Below are 18,715 nucleotides of genomic sequence, written 5' to 3'. Positions count from 1 at the left end.
TCGAACCCATTAAATTTAAAAAGGTAAAGCGCTTTACGTTTTTGTCTTCCGTGTTTTCGGACTGGCTGCGGCGGGTTTCTTTTTCAAATCCGCGTTCTCGCCCTCCAGCTCGCTAACGCGAGCCTCCAGCCGCTCATTCGCCTGGTGGGCATGCTCCAGGCGTTCCACCACCATTTCCAGTTCAAACTGCCTGCTGCTAGCTAACTCGCGCGTCGCCGTCAGTCCTTCCGTGGCCTCGTACAGCTTGCGGGCTTGCTCCCTGGCCGCGTCTCGCTGCTCGTGCAATGTGTGTTCCAGCTGGGCCTTCTCGCTCCGCAGCACGGCCAGCGCCTCGCGGCCGTCCTGGAAGTTGGCGCGCAGCGTGGCCGCCTCCTGTTCGGCGCGGGCAATCCGCGTTTCGTAGGCGTGCTTGTCATCCTGCCGCTGGGCCGCGCTCGCCTCCTGGAAGTGCTCGAACTGGCGCCGCGCCTGCGCCAGCTGGTCCGCCAGCTCCCGGACCTCGGCCGTGCGGTCGGCCAGGCGCTGGGCCTGCCCCGTCTTTTCTGATTCCAGGGCGGCGATCGCCACCGCATCTTGATGCCGGGCAGCCTGCTCGCGCGCGAACGCCGCCATTACGCTGTGCAGTTCGGCTTTCAGGGCTTCGCGCTCTATGCCAAGCTGGCGCACCTCTTCGCGCAGCGCCTCCGCCGCTTGTGCGACTTTATGTGCCGCCAGCTGGTGCTCAATGCGCAGCTGCTCGACCTGAACCTGCGCGCCTACCTGCACCCGGTCGTAGACGCCCTTGATCGCCTCCAGCAGATCGGCCGGCACGCCCGCGCCCGCCGCCGCGACCTCGCCTTCGTGCTGCGCCTTCCATTGTTTAAGCATTGGCGCGATCGTGCTCTTGCTGCCGGTGCCGCCCAAGGCCTCGCGCACGGTGTCGACGGTGGCGTTCTTGCCGGCGGCGGTCAGCTGGGCGGCCGCCTTGGCGACGTGGGAGTACAGGATACCGGCTTTGGCCATGATCGCTCCTTGGATAAGATAACGTGCGGTGTAATACGTAATGGTACGTTATATTACGATATAAAATCGATCCGAAATGAGTGAATAATTAGGCTCGATAATGTAGATTATCGACACCGATGCCGATCCGCAGCGTGCTATCCTGCCGTAACCCCCGTTACAAGCCCGACCGCGAGCAACACAGCCATGGCCACCCCCGAACCCGCCGACAACGGCGCCGAAAATAACGATGCACACCCAGCGTCGGCGCTGCACTCTGCCGTTACAGCTGTGGACGCCGTGCTCGCAGCCCAGCACCGCGCCGTCCTGGCCGCCGCCACGGCCGACAACACGCGCCGGGCGTACCGGTCCGCCGTAAACCACTACCTGGCGTGGGGCGGCGTGTTGCCGGCCGACGAAGCGGCGATCATCCGATACCTGCTCACCTACGCGCCGACCCTCAATCCCCGCACCTTGGCGTTGCGCCTGACGGCACTGTCGCAGTGGCACGTCCACCTGGGCTTCCCCAATCCGGCTTCGACACCGACCGTGCGCAAGACACTGACGGGGATCGCACGCACGCACGGCCGCCCGAAGAAGAGGGCCAAGGCCCTTCCAATCGAGGACCTGGAACGTATCGTGGTGCAGCTGGTCAGCGCCGGCACGTTGAAGGCGACGCGCGACAACGCACTTTTGCAGATCGGTTTTTTCGGCGGATTGCGGCGCAGCGAGCTGGTCGCCATCGAGGTCGGACATATTGGCTGGACACCCGAGGGCATCGAGATCATGCTGCCGCGCTCGAAGACTGACCAACTGGGCGAAGGGATCATCAAGGCGATCCCGTACAGCGACGGCCCTTGCTGCCCGGCGGCGGCGTTGCGCGCCTGGCTCGACGCCGCCGACATCATGGCCGGACCGGTGTTTCGGTCTATCAGCAAGTGGGGGACGGTGGCCAGCGCCGCTCTGGGCGTGGGCAGCGTGAATACGATCCTGGAGGATTGCGCGACACTGGTCAAACTCGACTACGTGCTAGACCTGTCTAGTCACAGTCTGCGGCGTGGCATGGCCACCAGCGCGCACCGCGCCGGAGCCGACTTCCGCGACATCAAGAAGCAAGGAGGCTGGCGCCACGACGGCACGGTCCATGGCTACATTGAGGAGGCCAGCCGGTTCGAGGATAACGCGGCCGGCAGTCTGCTGCGTAAGCGGGTCAAACCGGCCTGATTTGTCTCAGCGCCCGCTTGCCCGTTGTTGAAAAGCAGCACCGGCCGGCCCCCGGCTGTGCCGGGGCGAGCGACGGCATGGCGCGAAGCACGTCCCCGGCGGGCATGCTCAGTAAAGGCGTCTACAGGAAGGGGATGGCATCAAATTCATTGCGCCAGGACATAATGCGCCAAGGCCATCGCTTCGCCCTCGCTCAGTTGGGAGAAAGCTGGCATCGGTACAGGCCCCCATTTGCCAGCGCCGCCCGCTCGAATATTCCTCGCCACCAGTGATACCGCGTCTGCCTTGCCCTTGTACTTTGCCACCACTTCCTTGAATGCCGGCCCGACGACCTTTTTGTCGATCGAATGACATCCCATGCAAGCATTTGCGGCAAGCAACGCTTTCGTATCGATTGCTGCGGTGGCGCCGGCCTTCGGTGCAACTGCAGCTGGCTTTATCGCCGCGTTCGCAATCGGCACTGCGTTACTGCGTTCGGCACCGTAGGTCTTGACCAGGTAATCGACCATGTCCGGGATATCCGCGTCTGAGAATTGCGCACCGAACGGTTTCTTCATCTTTCTCACGGTGGCATCCCAGTAGCCGCGCGGCGATGTCGTGGGCTGCGACTGGATGTAATGGACCGAGTGACATGTCATGCAGTTGCGCTGGGCCAGCGCATATCCCGGCAACTCGCTGGGTTTGAAGACAGCAGTTTCAGGCGGAAGCTGAATGTCGAGGGCGAAAGCTGGGGCCGCAGCCATCAGACTGATGGTGAACAGAGAGCAAATCAGTGGATGTTTCAATGTGGTTCCCCTTATACCGCGACGACGCGCGTCGATTCGACCACATTGCGCATGTAGCCGGCAGGGTTCCACAGGGCGCTCGCGGGTTGGCCTTGACCGATCCGGTTGCCCGCCCGAACCAGCAGTTCGTGGTTTCCTTTTTGTTTCGGCGTGAACGCCGCGCTCCACTCTCGAAAAGAATAGCGCCCCAGGTCCTTGCCCAGTTGTGCGGCTTGCCAGTTCTTGCCACCGTCGGATGAAAACGCCACCTCATTCACGCCGTAGCCGCCGTCGAACGCAATCCCGCGCACCACCGTCTGGCGCCCGACCTTGACGTGCATGCCGTCGGTCAGGCTGGTCACGAACGAGCGCACGTTGAGGCGATTGATCGGGACGGTCTTGGTCGGCGCCTTTCCCGGCTCGGTACAGGCGCACTGATTGTCGGGGATGCGATAGGCCGTGCTCATCCAAAATCCGTCGAATACCTTGTCGGTCACGGTAATGTCGGACAGATGCTTGACCCAATAGGTGCCGTAGTAGCCGGGCACCACCAGGCGCAGTGGGTAGCCATTCAACATCGGCAGATCGGCACCGTTCATTTGCCAGGCCAACATGACTTCGCCGTCGAGCGCATGGTCGATATTGAGCGCCTTCATGAAATCGGGCCCGTCGCCAACGGGCGGCGTGTCAAGGCCGTTGAACGAGACCTGTACCGACCCGGCCTTGACGCCGGCCTTTTCCAGCACCTTGCGTAGCGGCACGCCAGTCCAGCGTGCGTTGCCCATGGCACCATTCGATAGCTGGCCGCCGTTGGCGCGCGGCGACAGGTGGCCGCGGCTGTTACCGGAACACTGGTTCACGGCAACCAGTTCGGTGGCGTCAGCCATTTGCTTGAGGTCGGCGAGCGAGAGCTCCAGCGGCGTATTAACATTGCCGCCGACTTTGAGACGGTATGTTTGCGCATCGATCGCGGTGGGAATGCCGCTCCAGTGATATCGGACGAAAAACGCATCGTTCGGCGTAATCACCGATTCGTTGAACACACTGAACGGAGTTTCCAGCTGCGGCGGACGGGCGGTCAGCAGGATCAGCGGCCGCTTTTGAGGATACACGACCAGTTCGCGCTCGCCGTTTTCAAACGGCAGCGTGACGTAGCCTGCCTCCGCCGCGAGCGCGCTCAATACCGGACTGCCGAACACGCCGGCGGCACCGAGCGTGCCGGCCTGCCTCATAAAGGAACGGCGCCGCAACGCCTCCGCCGTCAATATCAACGAGTTCTTCGCCATACTGGTCTCCGTTATTATTGTGAAATCGGTTAGCTCGATACTGCCACAGTATTGTCGTGATTTGCTTACTGCACGCTACTCAATACGGCTTTTTGTGGATCGACGGCCACGTCCCCTTCCATCACCAGGATGCGACTCGCCGTCGCGGCCTTGTCGTTGAGGCTGTTGCTCACGGCGCGCATCGGTCCGATCGCAGTGCCGTTCGCCATCCCCATCGGATTCGTCTTGAAACTGGCCACCGGCGCGGCCTGGCCGGTGACGTACACGCTGTACGCGGTCTGCGGCTTGAGTTTGAACAGCGACACTTCCAGCGCGTCCACCACGCCCAGGTTACGGGCCACAACGAATCCCTTGGCCTCGCCGGCAGCGGGTTTAAGCGCAATGTTGATTGGCTCGCTGTTGGCGCGCGGGACCAGGTTGGTCATGCCGTCGCCGTGCGGCACGGCGTTCGAAACGTACACCAGTGCCTGCGGCGCCTGGCCGACCGGTGCGCGCGCAATCACCTTGTTGGTGGCGCTGTCGATGACATCGACCGCGTCGCCGTTTTCAAGTCCCACATACAGACGTGTGCCGTCGTCGGAGGTCCAGATGCCGTGGGGCAACGCGCCGGTAGGGATCGTCGCAACCAGCGTCGGCGTGGCGTCGGTGGTGTACACCTTGACGACATTCTCACCGCCGATCGTTACGTAAGCACGGGTGCCAGCCGCAGTCTTCGCGAACGCCAAGTGGTTGGTAATGAAGCCGGTATCGATGACGCCCTTTACTTCCAGGCTGGCAGTATCGATGCGCGTCACTTTGCCGGCATCCTTGTGCGTCATCCACATTTCCTTGAAATCAGGGGTGAACTGAAGGAACGGCGAGAACGGGCTGACGACCTTAATGTGCTTGATGACCTTGTGCGACTTCATGTCGATCACGTCGACCACGGGATTGAAGCTGGAGACGACGAACGCCAGCTTGCCGTTCGGCAGGAACTGCACCATGCCGGGGCCGGCGGTCGTCTCGATCCGCTTTTTCTCCTTGAAGGTGACCGGGTCGATCACCGAGATGTAGTCTTCGCCGCGCACCACCGCCCAGACTTCGCGGCCGTCGGCAGTGAAAAACCCTTCATGGGGCGAGCGACCGATATAGGTGATTCCTTTGACCTTGTTGGTCGCCGTGTCGATGAATGCCACCGAGTTAGAGCCGTTTGAAATGGCAATCAGGGTCTTGTGGTCGGGCGAAAAGCCCAGGCCGTGCACATTGATCTCGCCCTTGTATAGCGGCGACAACACGTCCGGACGCTGGTTGCCCAGTTTGATCTGGCCGAGCAGCAAATTGGTCGCCGGGTTGATCACTGAAACGGTATTGGTATTCTGGTCAGCGGTGTAGACGCGGTCTTGCGCGCCAGGAGCGGCAAACGCGGAGGCGGTGAGCAGGCTGCTGACGGTCAACGAGAAAACGCAGTGACGGAGTTGCATGATTTATTCTTTCTTGGTGATCGAAGTGGGAGCAACTTTTGCCTGAGCCGATTGGTAGCGCTGCAACCAGGCCTGCATAATGTTGATTTCGTTTTGCTGTTCCGTGATGATGCCTTGGGCGACGTTGCGCAATTCAGGATCCTTGGTGGTGAGCAGGAGCGCTTTCGCCATGTCGATGGCGCCCTGGTGGTGCGGAATCATCATCGTCACGAAATCATGTTCCGCAACGCCATTCATTGGCGCGCGCTTCATGCCGTCATCCATGACGGCCATGGCATCGTCCGTCAGCGCGGCAAACGGCTTGGCCGTGCTGGCGATAAATACGGGGGGCTTTGCCGCTGGCGACTGGCCATGATGGTGGGCCATGGCCTGTCCGAGAGCACTAGCGCCAATCAGGGCGGCAACGGCGAACGTGGCCAAGCGTCGAAGGTACAAGGGACGATTCATTAAGGTCATGACGGTTTCTCCAGTTGGTCGTACACGGCGGTGGCAACGCGCGCCAGTTCGGCCTTGTTAATTCCAGCCGACAGCGCATAGCCGAATTTGCCGTCGATCCAATAAAACACATTCACCGGTCCCTCCTGGGCGAAGCGAAAACCTGTGTCCTTGTTGTGCGCCTGGTCGGTCGACACGTACAAGGTGAGGCGCTGCCCGGTCGCGTCGTGGTACATGAACTGCGCCACCGCGCCTTGGGCGCCAGGGAGCAGGCGACCACCGATCAGCTCGTAGCCGAGTTTGCCCAGCCGGGGTGGCCGAATTGCCGTGCCGAGGCGTTTGGACAGCCATGCCACTAGCTGCTCTTCCTGGTCAGCCCCGATTTCCACCGGCCGCTTGACATCCGGGCTATAGACAACGTGGGCGATTGCGGCCTGATGGGCCAAGCCGGCAACGTACAGCGCCGGCCTGGCCTGCATGGAATCACCTTGGGCGTACTGAATCTCGCCTGCCTGCTGGCCATGCAGCAGCCACCCTGTCGTGCCGCTGAACAGGGCGATGGCAAGACCGGCTACCAGCCGCTGCCATTGCCACTGGCGCGGTCGCGCTGCGCTTAAGCGCTCCGGCACCGCTTCGTCGAGCACGGGATTGAAAAGCGCGCGCAGTTCATCGTTTTGCGCTGTATAGGCGCGCAGCCGCTCCGCCTCTTCCGGGCGCTGCGCCAGATAGGCGTCGACCTCGAGTCGGCGCGCGGCAGGCAGCTTGCCGTCGACGAAGGCGTGCAAGTCGGCTTCCGTGATGGGTAGGGTATTCATTTGACCACCTTCAAGGGTGCGATGTACGCTCTCCCTTCCATATTCGCGCGCATTTTTTCACGCGCGCGCGACAGGCGCGACATGACCGTACCGATGGGAATCTTGAGCGTTTGCGCGACGTCGTCGTAACTCATTTCTTCCAAGGCCACCAGCAGCAGGATTTCACGCTGTTCCTCTGGCAGCGCACGCAAGGCCGTTTCCATGTCGCGCAGTTCGAGTCCGCTTGAAGGACTGCCAGGTGCTAGTGCCATCGATGTCTCCTCGTTGAGCGCTTCCGTCGGCACTGAAGGCCGCCGCGCCTGGTCGATACGCAGGTTGTGCATGATGCTGAACAACCATGCGCGCATATCGCTACCACCCTCCCATGACGCCAGTCTCCCCCATCCGCGCTCGACCGTGTCCTGCACCAGGTCGTCGGCGCCGGCCCGATCGCCGACCAATGCCCGCGCATAGCGGCGCAGACGGGGAATGCAGGCCAGCAGCTGGTCGCGCGAATTGGGCATGGATGTCACTGGAGTATCGGTCGATTAATCAATAAGCTGCTGCGGTCAGTTTCGGATCGATCTGCCAGGTTTCGTTGACCAGCTTGCCATCGCGGTAGGTCAGCACATAGCGCACATTGACCTGTGCCTTGCCTTCGAACTGCACCTTGGCGACGATCGTCGCACCCTTTGGGTTCGCCGATTCCTCCAGAGCAAGCACAGTCACGCGCGCCGGCCCGACAGCCTTGCCGAACTTTTCCCAGGTGGCGCGAATGGCATCGGAACCGGCGTACATGCCGTCAAGCGGCCCGCCGACCCATGTCAGCTGGGCGTTGTCGGCATAGCCACGCATGATGACGGACGTGTCACCGGCGCCAATGGCGCTAAAGTGAATCTGCGCGGCATCGCTCATCGGGCTGGCGACAGCGCTGCCGATCGAAGCGATAGCGAGGATGACGGCGAAGGTCGCTTGTTTCATGAAATTCTCCCTGGTTGGGTCAGTCGGACGGAAAAAACCGGTGTTATCGAGGTGAACGGATCTGCGGATGATTTATTCCATCTATTTCAAATTAATTTTCGCAGGCGTTTCGTCGCGCGCTATTTGGGAGAGGCGGATCATCGCTTCCAGCGCCAGAGATGCCTTTGTCTTGTACCGTTCGGGATGGCGCAACATGTAGAACGCGCGCTCCGGCAAGTCGATGTTTGCTTTCGCCAGCAAACCTGCCCGCAGATGCGAGGCTACTACCAGTTCCGACATGGCGGTGGCGAACTTGCCGGCCATCACAGCGGAGCGGACCGCTTCGTTGGACGGCAATGTGAGTGCGATATCGAGTGCATCGAAGTCGACATGCATCGCCTGAAGTGCGCACTCGAGCGCCGAGCGCGTGCCGGACCCCTTTTCGCGCAAGATCCACTGTGCCTCAAGAAGATCCGCGTGCAGCAGCCTCCTCCCTGAAGCCCATGGATGGTGCGCTGCGACTACAGCGACGATCTGGTCGGATGCGATGGCATCGACCGATAGTGTCGGCTCGTCGATGGCGCCCTCGACAAAGCCAAGGTCGGCGCCCCCCTGAAGCACTGCTTGGGCGACATTATGGGTGTTATCGATGGTCACGCTCAGTGCGATCGCCGGATGCGCTTGGCGAAATTGCACGAGGTACTCGGGTAGCCAATAGCTGGCGATAGTCTGACTCGCATGAATGGTCAGCGTGCCACGTTTCATTCCACCCAGCTCGGCCAATGTCAGTTCGGCGGCGCGCGCGCTGGCGATCGTGCGGCGTGCTTCTATCAGGAAAATACGGCCCGCTTCGCTGATCTCGATGCCGCGGCCGACGCGATTGAATAGGGCAGTACCATAGCGTTCTTCCAGCACCTTGATCGAAGCACTTACCGCTGAAGGGGTGAGCGCCAACACTGCGGCGGCCTGGGTCAAATGCTGTCGCTCGGCGACTTCAACAAAAATCCGCAATTGTTCTAGTGTCATCTGATTGTTCAATTCTATTGAACGATATATTCGATATTGTAAGATGGACATAACAATCTGTCGACTTGATAATCGTTCTATTGAATTCGAGAATCAGGAGCGGCAAATGGTCAAGCAACCACTAAAACTCGTTCGCAACGCGCTGCCAGGCTTGGCACTTTGCGCTGTGGTTACTGCGATAGCTTACGCAATGGAAAACATCGAAAGCGCTTTATTTGGCCACGCATGGCTCGAAAGCCTGGTGCTGGCCATTCTTCTAGGCACCGCCGTGCGGACGGTGCATCGGCTCGATACTCGCTTCGAAGACGGCATCCAAGTCGGTGCGAAATTATTGCTGGAAATCGCGGTCGTGCTGCTGGGCGCTTCGGTCAGCGCCGGTGCGCTGCTCGAAAACGGCATCGGTCTGATGAGCGGCATCGCGGCAGTGGTCGCCATCGCGATTGCGCTCAGCTTTGCCCTTGGCCGTGCTTTTGGTCTGCCGCGCAAGATGGCCATCTTGATTGCCTGCGGCAATTCGATTTGCGGTAACTCTGCCATTGCCGCGGTGGCCCCGGTTATCGATGCGGATGGAAAGGACGTCGCTGCGGCGATCGCCTTCACTGCCGTGCTTGGCGTTGTCGTGGTGCTGGTGCTGCCGCTAATGGTGTCACTGTTGTCGTTTTCACCAACGCAGTTCGGTGTCTTTGCCGGGCTGACCGTCTACGCGGTGCCCCAGGTGCTGGCCGCGACCTCATCGATATCGCTTAGCAGCGTCCACATCGGCACCCTGGTGAAACTGGTGCGGGTGCTGATGCTGGGCCCAGTCGTGCTGGTACTGTCGCTGATTGGTCGGCGCGAAGGTGGTCGTCGTCCTGCGCTGTCGCATATGGTCCCGTGGTTCATCGTCGGCTTTTTGCTACTGCTGACCTTGCGCTCGTTCGGCGCCATTCCAGAGGCGGCAATTGCGCCGATGCACGTGACGGCGAATTTCCTCACCATTATGTCGATGGCCGCACTCGGACTCGGCGTCGATGCGCGCTCAGTCATGCGGGCCGGTTGCCGGGTCGCCGCAGTTGTCGTGTTGTCGCTGCTGGCGTTGGCAGTCATCAGTTTTTTCCTGATAAAAATGCTCGGCATCGTTTGAAGCACTGCCCGATTAGCGGCTACCGTTAGAAATCGAGGATCTGTATTTTTTTAATACGAGAAACTTGGTGGTATTGCAGAAAGTTACAGTCTGATACGCTTGGCAAGCAGTCGCGCAATGCGCTTGCCAGAGCGGTCTTGATTCATCGCTTAGAGACGGTTTGAAAACTCGGAAGCAACTATGATGTCCAAATGGTCCTCTTCGATAGGAGTACGCCATGTGGACAGCAGAGCAACGAACACGGCATAAGGTCCGGGTTCCCAAGGAGCGCAAGGGTTATCCTACTGATGTGAGTGATCAGGAATGGAAACTCATCGAGCCATTACTGCCGGGCGCTGCTCGTACTGGTCGCCCCCGCAGGACGGAACTTCGCCAGGTGATCAATGCACTTCGTTATCTGGTCCGTTCGGGCTGCGAATGGCGCATGTTGCCAAACGATTTTCCTCCCTATCAAACGGTGTATTACTGGTTCCGTCGGCTAGTGCGACGCTTCCTCTTCCGAACGATCCACGATCTGGCATTGATGCTGGACCGAATGTGCGAACAGCGCGAAGTCGTCCCCTCGGCCGGCATCGTCGACAGCCAGTCCGTCAAGGCACCAGGCGCACGTGAGCGCGGCTACGACGCACACAAGAAGATCAGCGGCCGCAAACGACATATCGCGGTCGATACCGACGGGCGACTGCTGGCAGTGAATCTGACGCCTGCCGACATCGCCGATTCAACAGGTGCGCAATCGGTCCTCGATGCTTTAGTCAAGCGTTGGCCATGGGTCAAGCATCTGTTCGGCGATGCGGCTTACGACCGACGCACCTTGCTCGACAAGGCAGCCTATCTCGACTTTACCGTCGAAGTCGTACGTGGCTTACAGGGCCAGGACGGCTTTCAGGTACAACCGCGACGCTGGGTCGTCGAGCGCACGTTTGCATGGCTGATGCGCTATCGCCGTCTTGTCCGGGACTACGAGCAGCGCCTTGATGTGTCGGAAGCGATGATTTTCATCGCGCTCGGCTCTTCATTACTGCACCGGATGCGTTTCCGGTGAGTTATTAAACCGTCTCTTAGGTGATATGTGCGACCGCGGCTTAAACCTGGTGACGGGCGCCATCGTTCTTTGGCATGCGGTGTTTCTGGAGCGGGCGACACAGGTTGCGCGCGGTCCTGGCAGCTCCCCGACGCCAGTATGCTGCAGTTTCGTGTCCTCGTTGGCCTGGGAGCACATCTACGGGACCGGATATTACATTTGAAGGAAGAGCAAGAAGGTTGATGAGAAAAATATCGGCCGCTGCGGACTTCAAGAATCGGTAACAGGGCTTAGCGCCCGATTTTTTCCGTTTTCCCTATTCTCCCCAAGTAGCCCGCTTGCTTTCGCCGTCGATCGCGGTCAGGTTCTCGCCGAAGTTGAGCCCGATTCCGTAGGCCTGCACGTATTCCATGAGTGCCGGCACATAGTCCGCGACACCGAACAGCACTGCGCCGGCGGAGCAGAAGTCGATATCGATTTCGTCAAGCACACCTGTACGTTTCCAGTGGTCCGCCGACAGATACATCGCTTTCTGGGGCGCTCCTGCGCACTTGATTGGCATGGCGGGTTGGGTGAACAGGAAGCGGCCGCGCCGCAACTGCTGGACCAGTTCCCAGGTATAGGGCGCCAGGTCGAAGCGGTAGTTCGACGTGACGCCATTGCGGCCAAGCGCATCGGCCAGGCCCTCGATGCCTTGCCAGTCGAGCTTCAAGCCCGGGCAGACCACGAGGCTGCGGTAAGCCACCTCGCTGCCGTCGGCAAGTACCACTGCGTTGCGTTCCGGTGCGAACTCGGCAGCCGCGGCCTTGATCCAGCGAACTCCGCGCGGCATGACCGAAGCCATGTCGTGCGCGGTATCGCCGGCCTTGAAAATCCCAGCCCCGACCATGGTCCAGCCAGGCTGGTAAAAGTGGGTGGTGGCAGGTTCGATGATGGCGATGTCGATGCCGGGCAGCCGCGCTTGCAGACTGGCCCCCACTGCGATACCGGCCGCGCCGCCGCCGACGATGAGCACCTCATGTGATGCGGACATGTCTACCTCCGGGTTATTTTTTTTCAAGGCGTGGCGCGAGTGCGCCGAGATCGTAGCCGGCCTGCGAGGCCGCCTCCAGCAACTTGGCGGGTGATTCCTCCCCTGCACGGGAAAGCGCCCACATCGACGTCGAGCGCCGCCCGGTGCGGCAATAGCCGAGTACCGGCTTTGGCAATTCGGCCATCAGTAGCTTGAACGCGGCCGCATGGGTGTCGGTGACATTGTCAGGTGCCGCAGGAAGATACCTTGCTTCTATGCCGAACCGTGCAGCCTCCTGCTCGATCTGGCTGAACGCAGGCTGGTCTGGTCCTTCGCCATCCGGCCGGTTGCAGATAATTGAACGAAAACCGTCTTGTGCCAAGGCGGGGATGTCCTCAAGTTGAACCTGTTGCGAGACCGCGAGGTCCGGGCTGAGCTGCTTGAATTTCATGGGATCTCCTGGATGGTTGATTTTTCCGTCTGACCAACTGTGCTTACGAGCTGACAGCCGCCAGAAGGAGCGCCGCTGCCCGGCCATGCGGATCAAGGAAGGTCAAAAATTGTCGTGTTAACAATTCCTCGCCTGCAGCAATTCAGGTGACATTTCTAAGCATACGCCTGACTCCCGATCCGGCACGCACACACAATGTCGCCGATCGCCGACACAAGTGACAATATACTTGAAAATAGTTCGATACACGATATACTATGAAAATGTATTTTGAATGGTGAGTAGGATGCTGACAACGGATGAAGAAAAAGGGCTGTGTCCTGCCGACGGCATCGATATCGAATCGATGCGCCGCGCCGCGGAGCAGGCTTGCGGCCTGTTGAAGGCGCTGGGCAATCCCGACCGCCTGCTGCTGCTTTGCCAGATGACCCAAGGGGAGTTCTGTGTCAGCGAGCTCGAAGCCTTGACCGGCATTCGCCAACCGACGCTCTCGCAACAGCTTGGCGTGCTGCGTGATGAGCAGCTGGTCAATACACGCCGGGAGGGCAAGCAGATCTATTACACCATCGCGAGCAAGGACGCGATGGCAGTGATGGAAGTTCTATACGAGCTGTACTGTAAAACGCTTAAGGAGAGTAAATCATGACCATCAACTGGAGCGAGTTCACGCCGTGGGCGTCGCTGTTCGGCGGCTTGCTGATCGGTCTATCGGCCGCACTGTTTGTACTGTTCAACGGGCGGATTGCTGGCATCAGCGGCGTGCTCGGCGGCTTGCTGCGACCACTTCGGGGCGACATCGCCTGGCGTGTCGCGTTTCTTGGGGGACTGCTCGGTGCACCTTTGGTGTACGGGATGTTTGCCACCCTGCCGGAGGCCCGCATCGAGGCCGGCACCGGAACGCTGGTCGTCGCCGGATTGCTGGTCGGCCTAGGCACGCGCTATGGGGCAGGGTGCACAAGCGGCCACGGCGTATGTGGCCTGTCGCGGCGTTCGCCGCGTTCCCTGGTCGCCACGGCGAGCTTCATGCTGGCCGGATTCGTCACCGTGTATGTCGTGCGTCACCTAATGGTTTAAGGAGAATTTTTCATGCAAATCGTAATGGCATTGATCGTCGGGCTTGTCTTCGGTATCGGTCTGCTTGTGTCGGGCATGGCCGACCCGGCGAAAGTCCTGAACTTCCTCGACCTGGCCGGCAATTGGGATCCTTCGCTGGCATTCGTCATGGGCGGAGCGATTGCAGTCGGCCTGATCGCCTTCCATTTTGCCGCCGGACGCCAAAAGTCGCTGCTCGGCGATGCCATGCGCTTGCCAACCGCCACGCAGATCGACCGGCGCCTGGTCTTCGGCGGCCTGACCTTTGGGGTGGGCTGGGGCCTGGCGGGCTATTGCCCGGGGCCGGCGCTGGTGTCGCTGGTCGGCGGTGGTGAGAAGCCGCTCATCTTTACCGGCGCACTGCTGGCCGGGATGGCGATCTTCGAGCTGCTGGAGCGCCTGCCAGCTGCCCCAAGCAAGCAGCGTGCGTAACCGCAACGCCACGGTGAGGGCAACGTCATGCTGATCAGTCTGGGGCTTGGTCTAGTGGTTGGCGTGGTGCTTGCGCTCACTGGTGCCGGCGGCGGCATTCTCGCGGTGCCGCTGCTCGTCTTTGGCATGCAGATGGGGGTTGCCCAGGCCGGTCCGATTGGCCTGCTGGCGGTCGGCATGGCTGCGGCCCTCGGCGCCATCCTGGGTTTAAAAGCCGGGATCGTACGCTACCGGGCCGCCGTCCTGATCTCGGCGACAGGGATGCTATTGTCGCCAGTCGGCTTGTGGCTTGCGCACCGTATCGACAATCGCTGGCTCAGCGTACTGTTCGCACTGGTCCTGTTGTTTGTGGCGTTTAAGACATTCCGGCGTGCCACCAGTAAGCAGGCCGTCCGCCAGGACAGTGCCGACGACCTCGAGCAGCCATGTATGCGTGACAGCGGCACAGGCCGCTTTGTCTGGACTGCGCGTTGCGCGCGTTCGCTCGCCCTGTCCGGCACGGTCGCGGGCTTGCTGTCCGGCCTGCTCGGTGTTGGCGGCGGCTTCGTGATGGTGCCTGCGCTGCAGCGGTATACCAATCTGGATATGCAATCGACCGTGGCGACTTCGCTGGCGGTGATCGCCCTGGTGTCGGTGACTGGCGTAGCATCAAGTGCGTTTGCCGGCTCGATGACTTGGGCGGTGGCCCTGCCGTTTGCCGCAGGGGCGCTGGCCGGCATGCTGGGCGGCCGCATTGTATCGGACCGGCTCGCCGGTCCGCAGTTGCAGATCGGTTTTGCCGCTGTGTCGGCACTCGTCGCGGTGGGCATGATCGCCAAGGTGCTGTACCGATAATTCTAGCCGCCCATGCGGCGCTCATCCTATTCAAGGAGAACTGCCATGAATCTCAGACCAATTCAGCTGTTTGACCCCGAGTCTTCGACCTTTACCTATATTCTCGCGACCCAGGCTGGTGCCGAGGCTGTGTTGATCGACCCTGTCGACGAGCACTGGGAGCGCGACCTGGCGCACCTGCGGCGCCTCGACCTGAAGTTGGCCTACGTCCTCGAGACACACGCGCATGCGGATCACGTCACGTCGGCCGGCAAACTGCGCGAGCTGACCGGCGCAAAGGCGGCGGTCCCGAGCGGCTGCGGTATCCCGCCTGCCGACATCCAGTTGAAGGACGGCGATGTGCTTCGCTTCGGCAGCGAAGAAATCCTGGTCTTGCATACACCCGGCCATACCGGAGGAAGCATGAGCTATGTGTGGCGCAACAACGTGTTCACCGGCGACACCCTTTTGATCAACGGGTGCGGCCGTACCGATTTCCAGAGCGGCAGCGCCGACGCCTTGTTCGACAGCGTGACGAAAAAGCTGTTTTCGCTTCCAGACGACATGTTGATGTGGCCGGGGCACGACTACAAGGGGCAGGTGGTATCGACGATCGGTTGGGAGAAGCAGCACAACGCGCGGCTGTCCAACCGCAGCCGCGACGAGTTCGTCCAGTTGATGGGCGAGTTGAACCTGCCAAAACCGAAACGGATCGACGTCGCCGTGCCGGCGAACCAGAACCTGGGTTTGCCGCATAGCGTCTGACGCATGCAGCGTTCGCCCCTCACGGCCGGGTGAGCGCTGCACATCCCGGATGATGAACAGTACATGACAGGTCAGACTGCGGCGAGCCTGCTGAACGACAAGGAATGCGATGACGGACGATACAGCGGCAACGGCGGCAAGCCTGTGGGACCAGCGCTACGGCACACCTGAATTCCTTTTTGGGACGGCGCCCAACGACTACCTGGCCAGCCAGCGGCACATGCTCCGGCCGGGGATGCGGGTGCTGGCGGTCGCAGACGGGGAGGGGCGTAACAGCGTCTGGCTCGCCCGCCAGGGCCTGAGCGTGGACGCCTTCGATGTCTCGTCAGTGGCCGTCGGCAAGGCAAGGCTGCTTGCCAGCGATGCGCAGGTGGCGGTGGACTTCCACATTGCCGATTGCGATGCCTGGAGCTGGAAGCCGGCATATTACGACATGGTCGCTGCGATCTTCGTTCAGTTTGCCGACCCGGCACTGCGGGCTCGCTTGTTCGAAAACATCATCGCCACGCTGAAGCCGGGCGGCATCCTGATTTTGCAGGGATATACGCCCAAGCAGCTCGAATACAAGACAGGCGGTCCTGGGGTGTTGGAGAATCTTTATACCGAGGAAATGCTGGGCACGGAACTCGGTGCTCTGGACATTGTCGAGTTGCGGGAATACGAGGCAAATCTTGACGAAGGAACGCAACACGCAGGGCGTTCGGCACTCGTCGGCCTGGTCGCGAGAAAAGCCGTGTAATCGCCAGGCGGTGGTCTTGCCGGCGGCGGAGTCTGTGCTGAGCCGCGTGAATTGTCGCGCTTTCGGTGGCGGCGAAGTCCCTGCTTAGGAAGGCCGACATCGAGAAGCACTCGCTAGTGTGCGCCAACAAGGCGCAATTATAACAATGATTGATGGAGACAAGCATGGAAGCATCCCAACCGAATCCGGGCGCCGCCTACAAGGTGGCACCCGGCTATTTTCGTCGTCTGACGGGCTTTGACTGGATGTTTGGCGCCGGCCTGCTGGCCGCTGCGCTGTTCACGCTGAACCGTTATGCCGCTTTCATGGATGGCTACGAGCGCGCGATCCTGTTGCTGACCGCGCCGACGCTGGCCGCGCTCGGCTGGCACTGGAAGCCGGTACGCTGGCTGTTCCCGCTGTCTGCGCTCTTGTCCTTGTGGGCCGTGTCGCTCTACGACGGTTCACTGGCAGCGGCAGAACAAAATTTCTTCCTGAAATACATGCTGTCGAGCCAGTCGGCGATCCTCTGGATGAGCGTGCTGTTCGTGTTCTCGACCGTGTTCTACTGGATCGGCATGCTGGCACGCTCGCACGCAAGCAGTGCGCTCGGCTCCCGCCTGTGCTGGGCCGCCGTGGTCCTGGGTTTCACCGGCATGGCGGTGCGCTGGTTCGAGTCCTACCTGATGGGTGCGGACGTCGGCCACATTCCGGTGTCGAACCTGTACGAAGTGTTCATCCTATTCGCGCTGATCACCGCGCTGTTCCACCTGTATTACGAGGAGCGCTACGCCACGCTCCAGTTGGGCGCCTTCGTCCTATTGATCATCGCGGCAGCGGTCGTCTTTCTACTCTGGTACACGGTGTCGCGCGATGCCGCCCAAATCCAGCCCCTGGTGCCGNACGCCACGCTCCAGTTGGGCGCCTTCGTCCTATTGATCATCGCGGCAGCGGTCGTCTTTCTACTCTGGTACACGGTGTCGCGCGATGCCGCCCAAATCCAGCCCCTGGTGCCGGCGCTGCAGAGCTGGTGGATGAAGATCCACGTGCCGGCCAACTTCATCGGCTACGGCACCTTCGCTCTGGCCGCGATGGTCGGCTGTGCCTACCTGCTGAAATCCCACGGCATCCTGGCCGACCGCCTCCCCAGCCTGGAAGTGCTGGACGACGTGATGTACAAGTCGATCTCGGTCGGCTTCGCTTTCTTCACCGTCGCCACTATCCTGGGCGCGCTGTGGGCGGCGGAGGCCTGGGGCGGCTACTGGTCCTGGGACCCGAAGGAAACCTGGGCCCTGATCGTCTGGCTCAACTACGCGGCCTGGCTGCACCTGCGCCTGATGAACGGGCTGCGCGGCCGCGTCGCCGCCTGGTGGTCGGTGGTGGGCCTGCTGGTGACGACCTTTGCCTTCATCGGCGTGAATATGTTCCTGTCGGGCCTGCACTCGTATGGAGAACTGTGACGAACGGTAGCGGTTTTCGCATGGGGTAGGCATGTCCCCGGGGGCAGGAACAAGCTGGCGCAAGCTCAGGCGCGACAGCCACGATCACAGTAAATGGTGATGAGGGGCCATGCTTGGGTATGCCTGTGTCGATGTCCAGCAAGGTCGCGTTCGCGGATGGAGCCATGCAAATTACTTGCGCAGGAATTGCCTGAAGAATATGCTGCTGGCACGATTCCCGGCTGAAACAACCTCATGCATCCTTCCATTCGCCATATCACTCTCGTCATTTCGTTTGCAGCTACGATTTCGGGCTGCAATACCCTGGGCGTCCTTGCGCGCACCGAGCCGGGCGCCGGACACGAAGCTGCCACGGTGTTTGGCAAGTGGGTACACGCCGGCGGCGATGCCGCTGTGGCAGCCACCTGGTCGCGCAAGGTCGCTCCTGGCGTGTCGATCCAGGAGATCGAAGAAGCGTTCACCAGTGTCGCAGCAGAAGACAACCTCCGACCAGTCGGCGAATTGTTTCTTTCAAACGAACTGGCGCTGCGCTCCGGGCGGGCGCAGAGGTTCCTGAAAGTCTACTCGTACTGCGATCCTGATACTGCACGTGCGATTGTCGACTTCAGTCCGGCGATGGCCGCGTTCCTTCCCTGCCGGATTTCCGTTGTAGAGCAGCACGACGGCCTCTGGATCTACGCGATGAACATGGACATCCTGATCAAACTGGGGAGGCCTATGCCACCCGATCTCCGTACGAGAGTCACGCAGGTGCGTGCAACTATGCTGAAGATGCTTGATCGCGCTGCGAACGGAGAATTCTAAGCCTCTTGTGTTAGCGATAGTGGTATGGACCACGACAAGCCACTGCATGCCGCTTTGCAGCATCGAAATATCTTGCTGTACATCGATCTTA

21 protein-coding genes and 1 pseudogene are annotated in these 18,715 nt (G+C 60.8%); 12 read left to right on the top strand and 10 right to left on the bottom strand.

Going from position 1 to position 18,715, the window contains the following annotated elements; translation table 11 throughout:
* Positions 1-33 precede the first annotated feature (33 nt).
* Positions 34-1,002 (bottom strand): DNA-binding protein, encoded by a 969-nt coding sequence (locus tag QPK27_RS18200; protein WP_290419605.1) that lies wholly within the window; start codon positions 1,000-1,002, stop codon positions 34-36.
* Between the two features lie 186 nt (positions 1,003-1,188).
* On the opposite strand from QPK27_RS18200, the gene QPK27_RS18195 reads away from it, so the two are divergent.
* Complete coding sequence (locus QPK27_RS18195) at positions 1,189-2,205, top strand: tyrosine-type recombinase/integrase (RefSeq protein WP_083684450.1); 1,017 nt, start codon at positions 1,189-1,191, stop codon at positions 2,203-2,205.
* 146 nt (positions 2,206-2,351) lie between these two features.
* On the opposite strand, the gene QPK27_RS18190 is transcribed toward QPK27_RS18195, so the two are convergent.
* From QPK27_RS18190 to QPK27_RS18155, 8 genes are all read right to left on the bottom strand, one after another.
* Positions 2,352-2,990: a c-type cytochrome gene (locus QPK27_RS18190; RefSeq protein WP_228892616.1), complete on the bottom strand. Its 639-nt coding sequence runs from the start codon at positions 2,988-2,990 to the stop codon at positions 2,352-2,354.
* An 11-nt stretch (positions 2,991-3,001) separates the two neighbouring features.
* The gene (locus QPK27_RS18185) at positions 3,002-4,201 is read right to left on the bottom strand and encodes a molybdopterin-dependent oxidoreductase (protein WP_374047090.1); all 1,200 of its coding nucleotides are present in this window, start codon (positions 4,199-4,201) and stop codon (positions 3,002-3,004) included.
* A 119-nt stretch (positions 4,202-4,320) separates the two neighbouring features.
* Positions 4,321-5,715: a beta-propeller fold lactonase family protein gene (locus QPK27_RS18180; RefSeq protein ID WP_091874567.1), complete on the bottom strand. Its 1,395-nt coding sequence runs from the start codon at positions 5,713-5,715 to the stop codon at positions 4,321-4,323.
* A gap of 3 nt (positions 5,716-5,718) precedes the next feature.
* Positions 5,719-6,162, bottom strand: coding sequence for a DUF305 domain-containing protein (locus tag QPK27_RS18175; RefSeq protein ID WP_051306793.1), 444 nt, complete (start codon positions 6,160-6,162; stop codon positions 5,719-5,721).
* Positions 6,163-6,167: 5 nt separating this feature from the next.
* A complete protein-coding gene (locus tag QPK27_RS18170; protein ID WP_075791080.1) occupies positions 6,168-6,965 on the bottom strand; it encodes an anti-sigma factor in 798 nt (265 codons plus the stop codon).
* Entirely contained in the window at positions 6,962-7,468 is a 507-nt protein-coding gene (locus QPK27_RS18165; RefSeq protein WP_075791081.1) for an RNA polymerase sigma factor, read from the bottom strand. Before QPK27_RS18165 ends, QPK27_RS18170 begins: the two co-directional genes overlap by 4 nt.
* Positions 7,469-7,496: 28 nt before the next feature.
* Positions 7,497-7,925, bottom strand: a complete 429-nt coding sequence (locus QPK27_RS18160) for a nuclear transport factor 2 family protein (protein ID WP_091874566.1) — start codon at positions 7,923-7,925, stop codon at positions 7,497-7,499.
* An 81-nt stretch (positions 7,926-8,006) separates the two neighbouring features.
* Positions 8,007-8,930: a LysR family transcriptional regulator gene (locus QPK27_RS18155; protein WP_036216428.1), complete on the bottom strand. Its 924-nt coding sequence runs from the start codon at positions 8,928-8,930 to the stop codon at positions 8,007-8,009.
* 106 nt (positions 8,931-9,036) lie between these two features.
* On the opposite strand from QPK27_RS18155, the gene QPK27_RS18150 reads away from it, so the two are divergent.
* The 3 genes from QPK27_RS18150 to QPK27_RS25520 all read left to right on the top strand — a co-directional run bounded on the left by QPK27_RS18150 (position 9,037) and on the right by QPK27_RS25520 (position 11,300).
* The gene (locus tag QPK27_RS18150; protein ID WP_075791083.1) at positions 9,037-10,053 is read left to right on the top strand and encodes a YeiH family protein; all 1,017 of its coding nucleotides are present in this window, start codon (positions 9,037-9,039) and stop codon (positions 10,051-10,053) included.
* A 217-nt stretch (positions 10,054-10,270) separates the two neighbouring features.
* Complete coding sequence (locus QPK27_RS18145; RefSeq protein ID WP_027868003.1) at positions 10,271-11,098, top strand: IS5 family transposase; 828 nt, start codon at positions 10,271-10,273, stop codon at positions 11,096-11,098.
* A gap of 25 nt (positions 11,099-11,123) precedes the next feature.
* Positions 11,124-11,300, top strand: coding sequence for a Tn3 family transposase (locus QPK27_RS25520; protein ID WP_136223706.1), 177 nt, complete (start codon positions 11,124-11,126; stop codon positions 11,298-11,300).
* 102 nt (positions 11,301-11,402) lie between these two features.
* Here QPK27_RS25520 and QPK27_RS18140 read toward each other — a convergent pair.
* Positions 11,403-12,540 (bottom strand): annotated as a pseudogene (locus QPK27_RS18140) (TIGR01244 family sulfur transferase); the annotation flags it as partial.
* Between the two features lie 286 nt (positions 12,541-12,826).
* Between QPK27_RS18140 and QPK27_RS18135 the strand changes: the two are divergent.
* From QPK27_RS18135 to QPK27_RS18100, 8 genes are all read left to right on the top strand, one after another.
* Positions 12,827-13,186, top strand: coding sequence for a helix-turn-helix transcriptional regulator (locus tag QPK27_RS18135; protein WP_051306780.1), 360 nt, complete (start codon positions 12,827-12,829; stop codon positions 13,184-13,186).
* Positions 13,183-13,614, top strand: a complete 432-nt coding sequence (locus tag QPK27_RS18130) for a YeeE/YedE family protein (RefSeq protein ID WP_027868006.1) — start codon at positions 13,183-13,185, stop codon at positions 13,612-13,614. The genes QPK27_RS18135 and QPK27_RS18130 overlap by 4 nt, the downstream gene beginning before the upstream one ends.
* 12 nt (positions 13,615-13,626) lie before the next feature.
* A complete protein-coding gene (locus tag QPK27_RS18125; RefSeq protein WP_027868007.1) occupies positions 13,627-14,064 on the top strand; it encodes a YeeE/YedE family protein in 438 nt (145 codons plus the stop codon).
* A 27-nt stretch (positions 14,065-14,091) separates the two neighbouring features.
* Positions 14,092-14,898: a sulfite exporter TauE/SafE family protein gene (locus QPK27_RS18120; RefSeq protein ID WP_027868008.1), complete on the top strand. Its 807-nt coding sequence runs from the start codon at positions 14,092-14,094 to the stop codon at positions 14,896-14,898.
* A 45-nt stretch (positions 14,899-14,943) separates the two neighbouring features.
* Positions 14,944-15,642, top strand: a complete 699-nt coding sequence (locus tag QPK27_RS18115) for an MBL fold metallo-hydrolase (RefSeq protein WP_027868009.1) — start codon at positions 14,944-14,946, stop codon at positions 15,640-15,642.
* 109 nt (positions 15,643-15,751) lie between these two features.
* Complete coding sequence (locus QPK27_RS18110; RefSeq protein ID WP_027868010.1) at positions 15,752-16,381, top strand: bifunctional 2-polyprenyl-6-hydroxyphenol methylase/3-demethylubiquinol 3-O-methyltransferase UbiG; 630 nt, start codon at positions 15,752-15,754, stop codon at positions 16,379-16,381.
* A gap of 164 nt (positions 16,382-16,545) precedes the next feature.
* Positions 16,546-17,820, top strand: a complete 1,275-nt coding sequence (ccsB, locus tag QPK27_RS18105) for a c-type cytochrome biogenesis protein CcsB (RefSeq protein WP_290419603.1) — start codon at positions 16,546-16,548, stop codon at positions 17,818-17,820.
* 234 nt (positions 17,821-18,054) lie between these two features.
* Positions 18,055-18,624: a DUF302 domain-containing protein gene (locus QPK27_RS18100; protein ID WP_027868012.1), complete on the top strand. Its 570-nt coding sequence runs from the start codon at positions 18,055-18,057 to the stop codon at positions 18,622-18,624.
* The last annotated feature ends 91 nt before the right edge of the window (positions 18,625-18,715 follow it).

Origin of the sequence: Massilia sp. YIM B02443 (assembly GCF_030411955.1) — a bacterium.
Lineage (GTDB): Bacteria > Pseudomonadota > Gammaproteobacteria > Burkholderiales > Burkholderiaceae_D > Telluria.
The sequence above is the reverse complement of the archived record's forward strand: the minus strand, read 5'-3'. Positions and strand labels throughout refer to the sequence as shown.

Excerpts from the sequence above, each read along its gene's own strand:
- QPK27_RS18200 (WP_290419605.1), bottom strand. The coding sequence starts at position 1,002 with ATGGCCAAAGCCGGTATCCTGTACTCCCACGTCGCCAAGGCGGCCGCC.
- QPK27_RS18195 (WP_083684450.1), top strand. The coding sequence starts at position 1,189 with ATGGCCACCCCCGAACCCGCCGACAACGGCGCCGAAAATAACGATGCA.
- QPK27_RS18185 (WP_374047090.1), bottom strand. The coding sequence starts at position 4,201 with ATGAGGCAGGCCGGCACGCTCGGTGCCGCCGGCGTGTTCGGCAGTCCG.
- QPK27_RS18180 (WP_091874567.1), bottom strand. The coding sequence starts at position 5,715 with ATGCAACTCCGTCACTGCGTTTTCTCGTTGACCGTCAGCAGCCTGCTC.
- QPK27_RS18175 (WP_051306793.1), bottom strand. The coding sequence starts at position 6,162 with ATGAATCGTCCCTTGTACCTTCGACGCTTGGCCACGTTCGCCGTTGCC.
- QPK27_RS18170 (WP_075791080.1), bottom strand. The coding sequence starts at position 6,965 with ATGAATACCCTACCCATCACGGAAGCCGACTTGCACGCCTTCGTCGAC.
- QPK27_RS18165 (WP_075791081.1), bottom strand. The coding sequence starts at position 7,468 with ATGCCCAATTCGCGCGACCAGCTGCTGGCCTGCATTCCCCGTCTGCGC.
- QPK27_RS18160 (WP_091874566.1), bottom strand. The coding sequence starts at position 7,925 with ATGAAACAAGCGACCTTCGCCGTCATCCTCGCTATCGCTTCGATCGGC.
- QPK27_RS18155 (WP_036216428.1), bottom strand. The coding sequence starts at position 8,930 with ATGACACTAGAACAATTGCGGATTTTTGTTGAAGTCGCCGAGCGACAG.
- QPK27_RS18150 (WP_075791083.1), top strand. The coding sequence starts at position 9,037 with ATGGTCAAGCAACCACTAAAACTCGTTCGCAACGCGCTGCCAGGCTTG.
- QPK27_RS18145 (WP_027868003.1), top strand. The coding sequence starts at position 10,271 with ATGTGGACAGCAGAGCAACGAACACGGCATAAGGTCCGGGTTCCCAAG.
- QPK27_RS25520 (WP_136223706.1), top strand. The coding sequence starts at position 11,124 with ATGTGCGACCGCGGCTTAAACCTGGTGACGGGCGCCATCGTTCTTTGG.
- QPK27_RS18135 (WP_051306780.1), top strand. The coding sequence starts at position 12,827 with ATGCTGACAACGGATGAAGAAAAAGGGCTGTGTCCTGCCGACGGCATC.
- QPK27_RS18130 (WP_027868006.1), top strand. The coding sequence starts at position 13,183 with ATGACCATCAACTGGAGCGAGTTCACGCCGTGGGCGTCGCTGTTCGGC.
- QPK27_RS18125 (WP_027868007.1), top strand. The coding sequence starts at position 13,627 with ATGCAAATCGTAATGGCATTGATCGTCGGGCTTGTCTTCGGTATCGGT.
- QPK27_RS18120 (WP_027868008.1), top strand. The coding sequence starts at position 14,092 with ATGCTGATCAGTCTGGGGCTTGGTCTAGTGGTTGGCGTGGTGCTTGCG.
- QPK27_RS18115 (WP_027868009.1), top strand. The coding sequence starts at position 14,944 with ATGAATCTCAGACCAATTCAGCTGTTTGACCCCGAGTCTTCGACCTTT.
- QPK27_RS18110 (WP_027868010.1), top strand. The coding sequence starts at position 15,752 with ATGACGGACGATACAGCGGCAACGGCGGCAAGCCTGTGGGACCAGCGC.
- QPK27_RS18100 (WP_027868012.1), top strand. The coding sequence starts at position 18,055 with ATGCATCCTTCCATTCGCCATATCACTCTCGTCATTTCGTTTGCAGCT.